Raw genomic sequence first — 13,180 nt, 5'->3', positions numbered from 1 at the left:
ACCCGCGGGTTATGGCAGCCCAGCGGGTGCGCCGGGCGCTCCGGAAGCAGCGGCTCCATGCGTTCCCACAACTCACCAGGCAACCGCCAGCCGTCGTCTTGAACCAACTTGCCCATTGAAACCTCCGGGCCGCAATGCACTGGACGTTCAACAGAGCAGGCGAAACCGGATCCCTACTGGAATAGGCTCTATGGGTTTGCCTCGTCCCTTCAGCGGCAGAAGAAATACGCGGCGGCAAAGGACGCGTTCCGCCGCCATTTGCGAAACAACCCGGACGACGTCCGCGCCATGAACGATCTTGCCACCACGGAGGTCGATGACGACAACGTCGACGAGGGCGCCCGCCTGTATCGTCATGCCCTGTCACGCAAACCGTCTTTGGCCGGTTGCCGTGCCAATCTCGCCGCGTTGACCTTTTCGAGGGACCGGGTCGCTGCGACGATCGAAGAATTGGAGCGCGCTCTTAAGGATGCGGAGTCTAATTTCAACACGACGAAAATCCTTCTGGATCTCGCTTTTCTGTACCGTTTGTCCGGGTGCTTCGAGCATGCGGAGCGACTCTATGCCCGGACAATGAAAGTTGACGGCGATTTTGTGTACGAGGCGCTGGCAATTCGCGACAGCCATGACTATATCATCAACAATATCATTGCCGGACATGCCCCGGATGTCGAGATTTTCGGCGAACGTTGGAAAGTATTTGACAGCGCCTTGAACGCAGCTCGTTGTTCGGGACTGCAGGATGGAGTGTGGTGTGAATTCGGCGTCTATCGTGGCGTCAGCCTGAGGTACTTGGCAAGACGGTGTGCCGATGCGAAAATCCATGGCTTCGACAGCTTCGAGGGACTTCCTGAGAATTGGACCATTCATGATAGCCGTGAGAAATACACGACCCACGGACAGGTTCCCGACGCCGTTGGCGAGAATGTCGCATTGCACGTTGGTCTCTTCGAAGACACTGTCCCGAAATTTTTACGTGGAATGGAATCCGTGGTGCGCTTCCTGCACATAGACTGCGATCTGTACAGCTCAACGCATTATGTGCTTACCGCACTCTCGGACCGGATCGCGCGAGGAACCGTCATAGTGTTCGATGAGTACTTCGGGTACCATGGCTGGCGAGATCACGAAATGCGAGCATTCCAGCAATTTTCTGAAAATAAGAACCTCACCTACCGCTATATCGCCGTCAATGCCTTTGGAAAACAAGCTGCCATCGTCATAGTGTGACGGTTTTGCATCGTGGAGCCGGCGCTCGGCAGGGTTCGGCGAGCGCCGGGTAGGGGGGCGCCATCCTGCCGCCACTCCGGCACGCCCGGGCCACCACGACCGGCAAGAGAATGTGCCCTCACCGACCGAGAGGCGAAGCCAGTCGCCCTCGGGCAAGCTGTTCGCGATCGTCTCGGCCGTGCCGGCCACCGCACGCGGCTTGTCCCAGGAGTTGAACTGGGCCGCGCCGGTAACACCGAGCACGTAGCCCTTGCCCGCCCGGCGCAGCGCCATCTTCACCGCGCCGACCCCGTAGACGGCGTCGGCCGCCACCCAGGCGAAAGGCACCCCGCTTGCGATCGCCCGCTGCACCATGGCGACGGCGCTGACCGTGTCCGTCCTGGCGGTGCTGGCGACCGCGTCGCGCCGCGTCGCCCTGGCGGCCGCCGCCGGCGACGCGCGCTGGGTCGGCGTCGTGGAAAGCGGGCTGGCGCTCGTCGCGGGCGGCGTTCTCCTGGCGGTCGGCAGCCTTCTGCTGACGGCCTCGCTGACGGCGCCGCCGGCACCGTTCCCCTGACCCGCGTTCCCCTGATCCGGCGCGCGCCGTCGCTTACGCCCGCGCCATCCCCTGCACGTACTGGATGCCCATCAGCAGGCTGCGGGCGATGTTGTGAGCGCGGTCCATGAAGAAGCGGGCGGCCTGGGGCGTGCAGACCTCCGCCGTGGTCTCGGCGAACAGGGCCAGCCAGCGCTCGAACTCGGCCGCGCCGACGTCGAGGCGGGCGTGGACCGGCATGGGACGCCCGTCGTAGCGCCCGGTGAGGAGCGCCACCGAGGACCAGAAGTCCATCATCTTGCGCAGGTGCGGCTCCCAGTCCGTGATCTCGGCGGCGAAGATGGGGCCGAGCACCGCGTCGTCGCGGATCTTGCCGTAGAAGGCGCGGACCAGCCGCTCGATCATCGCCTCGTCGATGCCGGTCGCCGCGACCCGCTCGGCGACGGTGATGTCGCGCAGGCTGGGCCGGGCGGAAGCGTCGGTGCGGTCGGTGCTCATGGGTGGTGCGGATCCTCTCGTCGTGCGGCTCTTCTCCTGCATCATGTGGGATCGCGCCCGCCATCGGAAAACGGCGAATCCGGCCCGGCGGTCTGCCCTGCGCCCAGCGGAAGGCTGCCGGGCCGCGTCGCGCTGTCGGCGATCCCGTCCCATGTCTTCCCCCTGGCGCACAAGGTCCCGCCGACGGTGCCGGTCACGGCTGGTCGGGCGGCCGCGCCGCGGCGGGCCCCGGCGAATCGAGCAGAGCGAGCGCCGGCCCGACGACTCCCTCGAGGAGCGCGCGCTCGGGGCGCACACGCGCCAGCACCCGGACCCCAATGAGGACGCCGAGCAGGTGCCTGGCGAGGTCCTCGGCCGGCAGGGGGGAGGTGATCGTGCCGTCCGCCTGCCCCCGGCTGACGCAGCGGTGGAAGAACGCCTCGATCCGGACGAGCACGCCGGCGACGGCGTCCTGGAACTCCCGGTCATGGGGCACCACGTCGAGCGCGGCGTTCACCAGCATGCAGCCCCTGTGCTCACGGTCGACCAGCGAGCGCGTGAGGATGTCGCCGAAGAAGGCGGCGATCGCCTCGCGCGGCGCCATCGCCTCGCACCGGCGGACGCGCGCCGCGATGCTCCGCTCCACGTAGTGATCGAGCGCCCGCCGGTAGAAGGCGCGCTTGTCGCCGAACGCGTTGTAGAGGCTCGCGCCGGTCAGGCCGGTGCTGTCCAGCAGGTCGCGCACCGACGTCGCCTCGTAGCCGCGGCTCCAGAAGCACTGCACCGCCGCGTCGAGCACGGCGTCCTCGTCGAATTGCCGCGGCCTCGCCATCCCCCAGCCCACCGATCCCCGCACCGACACCATCTTGCCATCAGCGGCGTCGCCATGCATTCTAGAACGATCGAACCAAAACGCAAGGTGCCCTCTCTCCGCCCCGCGGGGCGACGCCAACCGGAGGCAACATCCCTTGATCCGCTTCTATTTCCATCCCACGCCCAACCCGGCGAAGGTCGCGCTCCTCCTCGAGGAGACGGGGCTGTCCTACGAGACGGTGCCGATCGACACGAGCAAGGGCGAGCAGCACACGCCGTCCTTCCGGGCGGTCAACCCGAACGGCAAGGTCCCGGCCATCGTCGACAGCGACGGGCCCGGCGGCAAGGAGACGCGCGTCTTCGACTCCACCGCCATCCTGATCTACCTCGCCGAGAAGACCGGAACGTTCCTCGGCGCGCCCGAGGACCGGCCGGAGCTGCTGTCCTGGCTGCTGTTCATCGCCTCCGGCCTCGGCCCGTTCTCCGGGCAGGCCGTGCATTTCCAGTTCGCCGCGCCCGAAGGGCTGGACTACGCGGTGAACCGCTATCGGCGCGAAGCGGAACGCCACTACCAGGTCCTGAACGACCACCTGGAGGGGCGGAGCCACATCGTCGGCGACCGCTACACGATCGCCGACATCTCGGCGTGGGGCTGGCTCGACCGCGCGTCGCGCGTGCGCAAGGGCACCGACGACCCGCTGGCGCCGTTCCCCAACCTCAAGCGCCTCTTCGAGACCGTCGACGCCCGGCCCGCCGCCGCCCGGGCGCGGAAGGTCGGCGAGGACCACGCCTTCAAGCGGGTCAACGACGAGGAAACCAAGCGCGCGCTGTTTCCGTCCAACTACCCTCCCGCGGCCTGAGCCGGAGCTTTGGAGCACCCATCATGACCGACACTGCCGAATACACCCCGCCGAAGGTCTGGACCTGGGACAAGGCCAGCGGCGGCCAGTTCGCCAACATCAACCGGCCGGTCGCCGGCGCCACCCACGAGAAGGAGCTGCCCGTCGGCAAGCATCCGCTGCAGCTCTATTCGATGGGCACGCCGAACGGCCAGAAGGTCACCATCATGCTCGAGGAGCTGCTCGCGCTCGGCCATGCGGGCGCCGAGTACGACGCCTGGCTGATCCGGATCGGCGACGGCGACCAGTTCGGCTCCGGCTTCGTCGAGGTCAACCCCAACTCGAAGATCCCGGCGCTGATGGACCGCAGCGGCCCCGCACCGGTCCGCGTCTTCGAATCCGGCGCCATCCTCATGTATCTCGCGGAGAAGTTCGGCGCGTTCCTGCCGACGGCGCAGCCGGCCCGCGCCGAGGCGCTCTCCTGGCTGTTCTGGCAGATGGGGTCCGCGCCCTTCCTCGGCGGCGGCTTCGGCCATTTCTACGCCTATGCGCCGGTCAAGCTCGAATACCCGATCAACCGTTACGCGATGGAGGCCAAGCGACAGCTCGACGTGCTCGACCGCCGGCTGGCCGACAACGAATTCGTCGCCGGCGACGAGTACACGATCGCCGACATGGCGATCTGGCCGTGGTACGGCGGCCTGGTGAAGGGCTGGCTGTACGGCGCCGCCGAGTTCCTGGCCGTCCAGGACTACCGGAACGTCGTCCGCTGGGCCGACCAGATCTTCGCCCGCCCCGCCGTGGCGCGCGGACGCAAGGTCAACCGCACCTTCGGCGAGCCGTCCAGCCAGCTCCACGAGCGCCACGACGCCGGCGACTTCGACACCAGGACGCAGGACAAGATCGCCGCACCGCAGACGTGACCGTCGGCGGCCGGTGCCGCCCCGCCCGCTCCGGCGCGGCGGGCGCGGATCGACCGCGGACGGGGCGGGGCGCCATGCGCCCCGCCGCCGATCACCGGCCGGCCAGGTGGGGGTGCAGGGCGCGCAGGATCTTCTCCGGCGTGATCGGCTGCGCGGTGAGGCGGACCGAGAAGGGACGCAACGCGTCGTTGATGGCGTTCATCACCGCCGCCGGCGCCCCGGCCGTGCCGGCCTCGCCGGCGCCCTTGGCGCCCAGGTCGGACGACCGCGTCGGCGTCTCGACGTGGGCCACCTCGATGTCCGGCATCTCGCCGGCCATGGGGACGAGGTAGTCGGCCATGCTGCCGTTGCGCAGCAGGCCGTGCTCGTCGTACAGGCATTCCTCGAAGAGGACGCCGCCCAGGCCCTGCACGACGGCGCCGCGGATCTGCTCGTCGACCAGCAGGGGGTTGAGCACCCGGCCGCAGTCCTCGACCACCCAGTGCTTGAGCAGTTTCACGACGCCGGTCTCCACGTCCACCTCGACGTGCGAGACCTGGACGCCGTTGGTGAAGATGAAGGGATAGTCGCGCTGCGCGTAGTGGCGCGTCACCACCAGTTCCGGCTGGAAGCCCTTGGGCAGCAGGTCGGGACGGAAATGGGCCAGCCGGCCCAGCTCGGCCAGGTCGACGAGGGGAACCCCTTCGGCCTTGTCGATCACCGCGCCGCCGGCGACGTCGAGCCGTTCCGCCGGCAGATCGAGATGGACGGCGGCGAACTCCAGGATGTTGGCGCGCAGCTGCCGGGCCGCCTGGAGGACCGCCTCGCCGCCGATACCGGCGCCGCGCGACGCCCAGGTGCCGCCGCCGTAGGGGGTGGCGGCGGTGTCGCCGGTCAGCACCCGCACCCGCTCCATCGGCACGCCCACCGCATCGGCGACGATCTGCGCGAAGATGGTCTCGGTGCCCTGGCCCTGCTCGCCGACGCCGCTGGCGCAGTGGACGGTGCCCGTCGGGTCGAGGCGGACGGTGGCGCCGTCCTGCGAGGCGATGCGGGCACCGCCGGTCCCGTAGAAGGCGGCGCCGGGATTGGTCAGCTCGATCAGCACGGCGATGCCGATGCCGCGGTGGATGCCCCTGGCGCGCAGCGCGGCCTGCTCGCGCCGCAGGGTGGCGAAGTCCACCATCTCCGCCAGCCGGTCGAGGCAGCGCTGGTGGGACAGCCCCTCCAGCACGATGCCGGACGCGCCGGTGCGGGGATAGCTGTCGTCGGCCATGACGTTGCGCCGGCGCAGCTCCAGCGGATCGAGCCCCAGCGTCGCCGCGGCGAGGTCGACGATCCCCTCGGTGACGGCGCAGGCGACCGGGTGGCCGACGCCGCGGTACTGGCTCGTCTGCACCTTGTTCTGGAACACGACGTCGAGGCTGGCGCGGTAATGGGGATGCGCGTAGGGGCCGCCGCACAGGTTGATCACCTGGTTGCCCTCGACGGCGCTGGTGCGGGGGAACATGGAATAGGGACCGATGCCGGACAGGTCGGCGATGTCGAAGGCGAGCATGCGGCCGTCGCGGGTGAGCGCCAGGCGCGCCCGGACGCGGTTCTCGCGGGCGTGGATGTCCGTGACGAAGGATTCCAGGCGGTCGGCCACGTACTTGACCGGCCGTTCCAGCAGCACCGACAGGGCGACGGTGGCGAAATCGTCGGCGTAGGCGTGCACCTTGATGCCGAACGAGCCGCCCACGTCCCGGCAGATCACCCGCACGTCCGCTTCCGCCAGACCCAGCAGCCGCGCGTACAGGTCGCCCATCATGTGCGGGGCCTGGTGGGAATGGTGGACGGTCAGGCGCCGCTCGGCCGGGTCGAAGGCCGCCAGGACGGAGCGGGGTTCCAGGGTGACGCCGGTGTGCCGGCCGAACTCGTAGGTCTCCTCCACGACGACGTCCGCCGCGGCGAAGGCGGCGTCCACCCCGCCGGTGTCGATCTCGCGGTGGAAGCAGAGATTGTCGCCCAGTTCGGGATGGATCACCGGGGTGCCGGGGTCCAGGGCGGTGTCCATGCGGGTCACCGCTGGAAGCACCTGCCACTCCACCGCGATCGCCTGCATGGCGTCCTCGGCCCGGGCGCGCGTCTCGGCCACCACCGCCAGCACCGCCTCCCCCTGCCAGCACGCGCGGTCGACCGCCAGCGCGTGCTGCGGCGGCGACCGCATCCCGGCGAGGTGGGACAGGGTGCCCACGAAGGGGGCGCAGACTTCCGCCAGTTGGCGGCCGTCGACGACGGCCACCACCCCCGGCATGTCCAGGGCCGCGGCGGCGTCGACGCGGAGGATGCGGGCGTGGGCGTGCGGGCTGCGCAGATAGGCCACGTGGACCATGCGCGGCAGGACCACGTCGTCCACGTAGGTGCCGCGCCCCTGCAGCAGCCGGCGGGCGTTCGGGCGCGGCACGCCGCGGCCGACGACGGTCTCGCTGGTGACGGGGGCGCGGGGGGCGATGCTATTCATGGCCGTGTCCCTGGCAGCCGGGCCGGCGGGTCCGCCCCACCGCCTCGATGGCGTCGACGATGGCGTGGTAGCCGGTGCAGCGGCAGTAGTTGCCGGAGATCCCCTCGCGGATGCGCGCGCGGCCGGCGTCGGGCTCGTCCCGGAGCAGGGCGTCGGCCGTCAGCAGGAGGCCCGGCGTGCAGAAGCCGCACTGCAGCGCGTTGCGCTCGTGGAAGGCGTCCTGGAGGTCGCGGATCTCCCCGCTCTCCGAGCGGCCCTCGATGGTGTCCACCATGGCGCCGTCCGCCTGCACGGCGAGCGTCAGGCACGAGCGCACGAGCGCACCGTCGAGAAGCACGGTGCACGCGCCGCACACCCCGTGCTCGCAGCCGAGATGCGTGCCCTTGAGGCCCAGCTCCTCGCGCAGGAAGTCGCCGAGATGCAGGCGCGGCTCGACCCAGCGCTCCTGCACCACGCCGTTGACGGTCACGCTGACCAGGATCCTGTCGGTCATGGCTGTCCTTCCCCGGTGACGAGGGCCCGGATCTCGCGGCGCAGCAGGACGCCGGCGAGGTGAAGCTTGGTGGCGGCGCTGGCGTAGAGGTCGCCGTCGGGGGCGAGGTCCTCGCCGAGGCGCCCGACCGCGCGGTCGACGGCGTCGGGCTCGCCCCGGCTGCCGGCCAGGGCCGCTTCCGCCGCTCTGGCCCGCACCGGCGTTGCGGCGACCCCGAAGCAGACGATCCTGAGATCGTCCAGCCGGCCCTCGACCACGTCCCCGGCCAGGGCCAGCCCCACCGTGGCGTAGTCGCCATGGCGCCGGGCCAGCTCGGCGAAGGCGAAGCGCCGCCGGGGCCCGGGCAGGGGGAACTGCACCGCGGTGACGAGCTCGTGCGGGCGCAGGTCGGTCTGGTACAGGCCGCGGAAGAAGTCGGCGGCCCGGACCGTGCGGCTGGCCGCGCCATCGCTCACCACCACCTCGCCGTCCGCCGCCACGGCGCAGGCCGGCCATTCCGCCGCCGGATCGGCCAGCGCGATGGAGCCGCCGAAGGTGCCGCGGTTGCGGATGGCGGCGTGGGCGACGTGCGGTGCCGCCAGGGACAGGAGCGGCAGGGTGCGGGCGACCTCGGCGGAGCGCTCGACGTCGACGTGGCGGGCCAGGGCGCCGATGCGCAGGTGGCGGTCCGTCACCGCGATGCCCCGCAGCTCGGCGATGCCGCCGATGTCGATCACCAGCGACGGCTCGGACAGCCGCATCCCGAGGGTGGCCAGCAGGGTCTGCCCCCCCGCCATCAGCCGCGCGGCGTCGCCGTGCCGGCGCAGCAACGCCGAGGCGGCGGCGACGCTGCTCACGCGCTCGTACGCGAAGGGGGGCGCCTTCATGGCGGACGTCCTCCGTCTCAGCCCAGGGTGGGCATGACGAGGGCGGGGGCGGCGACCCGGGGGAGCCGCCAGCGCGCGGTGACGGCCTTGGTCCGCGTGTAGAACTTGATGCCCTCGGTGCCGTGGACGTGCAGGTCGCCGAACAGCGACCCCTTCCAGCCGCCGAACGAGAAGAAGGCCATGGGGACGGGAATGGGCACGTTGATGCCGACCATGCCGACCTCGACGGTCTCCTCGAACAGGCGGGCCGCCGCGCCGGACTGGGTGAAGATGGCCGTGCCGTTGGCGAAGGCGCTCTCGTTGACGAGGGCGATCGCCGCCTCCGGCGTGGGCACGCGCACCACCGACAGCACCGGGCCGAAGATCTCGTCGCGGTAGATGGTCATCGAGCGGTCAACGCGGTCGAACAGCGTCGGCCCGACGAAGAAGCCGCCGCCATGCCCCGGCACCTCGACGGTGCGGCCGTCCACCACGAGGGCGGCACCCTCGCGCTCACCGGCGTCGATGTAGCCGCGCACCCGGTCGCGATGCTCGGCGGTGACCAGCGGTCCCATCTCCACACCCGGCGCGTCGCCGGGACCGGTCGTGAGGGTGCGGGCGCGGGCCGCCAGCCGTTCGACCAGGGCGTCGCCCACGTCGCCCACCGCCACCGCCACGGAGATCGCCATGCAGCGCTCGCCGGCCGAGCCGAAGGCGGCGCCGATCAGCGCCTCGGTGGTGAAGTCCAGGTCGGCGTCGGGCATGACGACGGCATGGTTCTTGGCACCGCCCAGCGCCTGCACGCGCTTGCCGTTGTGGGCGCAGGTCTCGTAGATCCGGCGGGCGACGGGGGTCGAGCCGACGAAGGACACGGCGGCCACGTCCGGATGGGTCAGCAGGGCGTCCACCGCCGCGCGGTCGCCATGAACCACGTTCAGCACGCCGTCCGGCAGGCCGGCCTCGGAGGCCAGGCGCGCCAGCATGAGGCTGCACGACGGCACCTTCTCCGAGGGCTTCAGCACGAAGGTGTTGCCGCAGGCGATGGCCACCGGGAACATCCACATCGGCACCATGGCCGGGAAGTTGAAGGGCGTGATGCCGACGCACACACCCACCGGCTGGCGCAGGGTGTAGGCGTCGACGCCGCTGCCCACGTTGGCGGCGTGCTCGCCCTTCAGCAGGTGGGGGATGCCGCAGGCGAACTCGAGCACCTCGATCCCGCGGCGCACCGACCCCAGGGCGTCGTCCAGCGTCTTGCCGTGCTCCTGCGAGGCGACGGCCGCCAGCTCGCGCTCGTTGCGGCGGAGCAGTTCGAGATAGGCCTGCAGGATGCGCGAGCGCCGCAGCGGCGTCGCCTCCCGCCAGGCCGGCAGGGCGTCCTTGGCCGCCTTCACGGCGGCGTCCACCTCGGCGGCGTCGGCGAAACGGACCTGGCGCACGACGGCGCCGGTGGCCGGGTTGAAGACGTTGCCGCGGCGGTCGCCGGCGCCATGGTGGTCATGGCCGCCGATCCAGTGCGGCAGCGCGTCGTCGGTCGTCATCCTCGTTCCTTTTCGCGTTGGACGGACGGTGCGTCTCAGATGTGCAGGAGGTAGCCGACGGCACCGCCGAAAAGCGCCCCGGTGGCCAGCCAGAGGAGACGCTGCAGCTCGGCGGTCCAGCCGGCGACGGCGGCGGCCGCGGGGCCGGGCGGGGCCGCCACCGGCGATGGCGCCGCGGCAGGGCCGGGCGGGGCGGTGGGCGACGGGTCGGGGAGCGGGTCCCCGGCGAGCTGGTCCCCGGCGAGCTGGTCGTTGAAGGCGCGGAAGAAGTCGTCGGCCATCTTCCGGGCCGACGCGTCGATCAGGCGGCCGCCGATCTGGTTCAGCTTGCCGCCGATCGCCGCTTCGGTGGCGTAGCGCAGCAGGGTGCCGCCGGTCACCTCCTGCAACGTCACGCGGGACTGGCCGGTGGCCATGCCCACCGCTCCGGCACCGCCCTCGAACTTCAGGGTGCAGCCCGCCGGCGCATCGATCTCGCACAGGTCGACCCGGCCGGAGAAGCGGGCGCGCAACGGCCCGACCCGGGTCAGCACGCGGGCCTCGAACGCGGTGTCGCCGCGGCGGATCACGTCCTCGCATCCGGGAATGCAGCGCCGCATGACCTGCGGATCGATCAGCGCCTCCCACACGCGCTGCCGCGGGGCGGCAATCATCTGTTCACCGGCGAGTTCCAACGGCGTCCTCCGATCGTCAGGGGCGGCTCTCAAGGGCGGCCTCGCTTGCCGGCCTGTATTTACCAGTTGGTCAATATGGCGTCAAGCTATTTTCCATGTGGTCAATAGTCGGCCGCGCGGATCGCTGGCGCGCCGCGCGCTGCTGCATTCCTCCCGTCGGGGCCGAGGCGCGCCCCCATGCTCGGAGCGAGGCCGTCACCATGGCGGCGTGCCTCAAGCGAAATGGCCTCCGGCAAACCCCATGCGGTTCGCAGCCCCGTCCCAATTCCTCGGACAGCCTCTCAGTGACCGTAGTCGCCCTGGTTGGCCAGCCTGTGGCAGGCCTCGCAGTTGGCCTTGGAGCCGACCTCCTTGCGGCTCCAGACGTCAGCGCGGAAGTCGTGCTCGTGCAGCCACCAGCGCTGCTCGGTGATGCGCAGCAGCCGGCCGTCGCCGCGCCCGGCGTTGCGCGTCAGATGGGCGCGGATGGCGGCGGCGACCGCATCGGGCAGGCTGGCCTTCTCACCGAAATGGTCGGCCAGCCCGTCCATGATGCGGTTCCACGACGCGGCCGGCAGCAGCGCCGGCTGGTAGGCCATGTGGCATTCGCCGCATTCCTTCTTCGTCGCGGCGTGGTCGACGGGCGGCACGCGCTCCATCTCGTCGGCCAGGACGGTGGTGGCCGCGGCGGTGCCGGCGAGCAGGAGGACGGCGGCCGCGACGATGCGCAGGGCGCGCGGGTCGATGCTGTGGGTCATGGCGGGCTCTCGTTCACTGGGCGGACAGGTAGGTGATGAAGTCGCCCTTCTCCTGCGCCGTGCAGGCGCGGCCGAGGACGTTCGGGCAGTCGCGCTCGAAGCGCTTTTCCACCTCGGCCGGATCGGTGAATCGCTCGGGGTTGGCCGACACCGCCATCGGCGGGATGTCGCGGCCGGTCTTGTAGTGGCGGCCGGTGGCGGTCGGGGTCGGCGTGTGGCAGACCGCGCAGGCGTTGGCCCCAGCCTTGCCGCCGGCGTGCGGGCCGAGGTAGAGCGCGCGCCCGCGTTCGGCCGAGAAGCCGGCGAAGCCGGGCGTCTCCTTGGCCGCCTGGGTGGCCAGCGTGTCGAGCAGGGCGGCGCGCGGGCCGGCGGCGGCCAAGGCGGAGCCGGCGACCAGCGCGGTCGCCGCGGCGAGGGTCAGGGGACGCTTCATGGGAAAGGGGTCCGTTGTGGGGGCCGTTGTGGGTCAGGCGGCGGCACCGAGCGGGCGGGGCCGTTTCAGGCGGTGCAGGGCGAGCACCAGGGCGATGTGGCCGAGGACGATCCACGGCGCGACCTCGCCCAGCGCCTCGTGCAGGTCCTCCACCAGGATGAGGACGTCGGCGACGGCGCCGGACAGGGCGGTGGCGCCGACGCCGATCAGCAGCGCCGCGGCCATCCAGGGGATCAGCGGGCTGCGCCCGGCGCGGGCCTGCGGGTCGCCGGCGGCCAGCCGCACCACCCAGCGGCCCAAGTCTGCGCCCGACGGGCGGGGGAAGCGCAACGGGCTGCCCTCGGCCGCCGTCGACCCGGCGATGGCGCGCACCGCCAGCGCCGCCAGTGCGGCGTAGCCGGAGAAGACGTGCATGCGGTAGGTGTCCTCGTCGCCGCTCAGGTAGGCGACCAGGAAGGCGCCGGACAGCGTGGCGTGGAACAGCAGCAGGAACGCCGTCTCGGCGGCGGTCGGCTTGCGGGCGGCCATGGCGGGCTCTCCTCGGGGATCAGTCGCCGTGGGCGGCGGCGCGCTCGGCGGCGAAGGCGGGCAGCCCGGACAGGCCGCGGCCGCCCGCCTGATAGGCGGCCGCCAGGACCGCGATGATCGCGGCGGCGGCCAGCCCGTGGATCAGCATGCGCGTGAGCATGGTGCGCCTCAGTCGCCGTCGTCGTGGCGGTCGCGGCCCTCACGACGCTGGCGGTCGGCGCAGCAACCGAAGGCGGTGCCGTCGTCGCGGATGATCTGGCCGGCGCGGATGGCGCCCTGGCGCACGCCGCCGGTCACCGTGACCTGCTGGCCCGGCTGCAGGCCTTCCGGCAGGAAGCCCTTGGTGGTGACGTCGATCTGGTCGCGGCCGTCGCTCATGGTGAACCAGGTGGCCGCCACCTTCGAGACGGTGCCGGTGGTGGTGCCGGCGCCGGCGGCCGCCACATCGGCGATCGGCTGCGGAGCGCCGGCGGCGACGCGGGAGCGGTGGTGGTCGCCGGCCTGGGCGGCGCCAGCGGCCAGCGCAAGCGCGAGCGCGGCGAGGGGAAGGGTCTTCAGCATGGCTGGTGTCTCCGGTCTGTGGCGCCCAGCGGCGCCCGATGACCGCACTCTAGGAGACGGGAGCTGAGC

Annotated in this window: 16 protein-coding genes; 4 read left to right on the top strand and 12 right to left on the bottom strand. The window is 71.3% G+C overall.

The genetic code is table 11. The features are described from left to right. Positions 1 to 108 precede the first annotated feature (108 nt). Both ACSBPG_RS20960 and ACSBPG_RS20955 read left to right on the top strand, forming a co-directional pair. On the top strand, positions 109 to 1,230 hold the full coding sequence (locus ACSBPG_RS20960; protein ID WP_435539155.1) for a class I SAM-dependent methyltransferase: 1,122 nt from the start codon (positions 109 to 111) through the stop codon (positions 1,228 to 1,230). A gap of 352 nt (positions 1,231 to 1,582) precedes the next feature. Beyond that, positions 1,583 to 1,786 (top strand): hypothetical protein, encoded by a 204-nt coding sequence (locus ACSBPG_RS20955; RefSeq protein WP_435539154.1) that lies wholly within the window; start codon positions 1,583 to 1,585, stop codon positions 1,784 to 1,786. 33 nt (positions 1,787 to 1,819) lie between these two features. On the opposite strand, the gene ACSBPG_RS20950 is transcribed toward ACSBPG_RS20955, so the two are convergent. Next, a complete protein-coding gene (locus ACSBPG_RS20950; protein WP_435539153.1) occupies positions 1,820 to 2,263 on the bottom strand; it encodes a group III truncated hemoglobin in 444 nt (147 codons plus the stop codon). A gap of 193 nt (positions 2,264 to 2,456) precedes the next feature. Then, positions 2,457 to 3,134 carry a TetR/AcrR family transcriptional regulator gene (locus ACSBPG_RS20945; protein WP_435539152.1) on the bottom strand — a complete coding sequence of 226 codons (678 nt, stop codon included), beginning with the start codon at positions 3,132 to 3,134 and terminating at the stop codon, positions 2,457 to 2,459. 76 nt (positions 3,135 to 3,210) lie between these two features. On the opposite strand from ACSBPG_RS20945, the gene ACSBPG_RS20940 reads away from it, so the two are divergent. Both ACSBPG_RS20940 and yghU read left to right on the top strand, forming a co-directional pair. After that, the gene (locus ACSBPG_RS20940; protein WP_435539151.1) at positions 3,211 to 3,915 is read left to right on the top strand and encodes a glutathione S-transferase family protein; all 705 of its coding nucleotides are present in this window, start codon (positions 3,211 to 3,213) and stop codon (positions 3,913 to 3,915) included. 23 nt (positions 3,916 to 3,938) lie between these two features. Further along, positions 3,939 to 4,817 (top strand): glutathione-dependent disulfide-bond oxidoreductase, encoded by an 879-nt coding sequence (gene yghU / locus ACSBPG_RS20935; RefSeq protein WP_435539150.1) that lies wholly within the window; start codon positions 3,939 to 3,941, stop codon positions 4,815 to 4,817. Between the two features lie 91 nt (positions 4,818 to 4,908). Here the strand turns inward: yghU and ACSBPG_RS20930 are convergent, their stop codons facing one another. The 10 genes from ACSBPG_RS20930 to ACSBPG_RS20885 all read right to left on the bottom strand — a co-directional run bounded on the left by ACSBPG_RS20930 (position 4,909) and on the right by ACSBPG_RS20885 (position 13,111). Further along, entirely contained in the window at positions 4,909 to 7,299 is a 2,391-nt protein-coding gene (locus tag ACSBPG_RS20930) for a xanthine dehydrogenase family protein molybdopterin-binding subunit (RefSeq protein WP_435539149.1), read from the bottom strand. Then, positions 7,292 to 7,792, bottom strand: a complete 501-nt coding sequence (locus ACSBPG_RS20925; protein ID WP_435539148.1) for a (2Fe-2S)-binding protein — start codon at positions 7,790 to 7,792, stop codon at positions 7,292 to 7,294. The genes ACSBPG_RS20930 and ACSBPG_RS20925 overlap by 8 nt, the downstream gene beginning before the upstream one ends. Next, complete coding sequence (locus ACSBPG_RS20920) at positions 7,789 to 8,658, bottom strand: FAD binding domain-containing protein (protein ID WP_435539147.1); 870 nt, start codon at positions 8,656 to 8,658, stop codon at positions 7,789 to 7,791. Before ACSBPG_RS20920 ends, ACSBPG_RS20925 begins: the two co-directional genes overlap by 4 nt. 17 nt (positions 8,659 to 8,675) lie before the next feature. Then, complete coding sequence (locus ACSBPG_RS20915) at positions 8,676 to 10,178, bottom strand: CoA-acylating methylmalonate-semialdehyde dehydrogenase (protein WP_435539146.1); 1,503 nt, start codon at positions 10,176 to 10,178, stop codon at positions 8,676 to 8,678. A 35-nt stretch (positions 10,179 to 10,213) separates the two neighbouring features. Further along, positions 10,214 to 10,831 (bottom strand): CoxG family protein, encoded by a 618-nt coding sequence (locus ACSBPG_RS20910; protein ID WP_435539145.1) that lies wholly within the window; start codon positions 10,829 to 10,831, stop codon positions 10,214 to 10,216. Positions 10,832 to 11,133: 302 nt separating this feature from the next. Next, complete coding sequence (locus ACSBPG_RS20905; protein WP_435539144.1) at positions 11,134 to 11,589, bottom strand: cytochrome C; 456 nt, start codon at positions 11,587 to 11,589, stop codon at positions 11,134 to 11,136. Positions 11,590 to 11,602: 13 nt separating this feature from the next. Further along, the gene (locus tag ACSBPG_RS20900) at positions 11,603 to 12,022 is read right to left on the bottom strand and encodes a DUF1924 domain-containing protein (RefSeq protein WP_435539143.1); all 420 of its coding nucleotides are present in this window, start codon (positions 12,020 to 12,022) and stop codon (positions 11,603 to 11,605) included. 33 nt (positions 12,023 to 12,055) lie between these two features. Next, complete coding sequence (locus tag ACSBPG_RS20895) at positions 12,056 to 12,550, bottom strand: hypothetical protein (protein ID WP_435539142.1); 495 nt, start codon at positions 12,548 to 12,550, stop codon at positions 12,056 to 12,058. A 19-nt stretch (positions 12,551 to 12,569) separates the two neighbouring features. Further along, positions 12,570 to 12,710: a hypothetical protein gene (locus tag ACSBPG_RS20890; RefSeq protein WP_435539141.1), complete on the bottom strand. Its 141-nt coding sequence runs from the start codon at positions 12,708 to 12,710 to the stop codon at positions 12,570 to 12,572. 8 nt (positions 12,711 to 12,718) lie between these two features. Continuing rightward, a complete protein-coding gene (locus ACSBPG_RS20885) occupies positions 12,719 to 13,111 on the bottom strand; it encodes a cytochrome c maturation protein CcmE (RefSeq protein ID WP_435539140.1) in 393 nt (130 codons plus the stop codon). Between the last annotated feature and the right edge of the window lie 69 nt (positions 13,112 to 13,180).

Source organism: Azospirillum sp. ST 5-10 (assembly GCF_051225715.1).
Taxonomy (GTDB): domain Bacteria; phylum Pseudomonadota; class Alphaproteobacteria; order Azospirillales; family Azospirillaceae; genus Azospirillum.
This window is presented reverse-complemented; position numbering and strand designations above follow the sequence as displayed.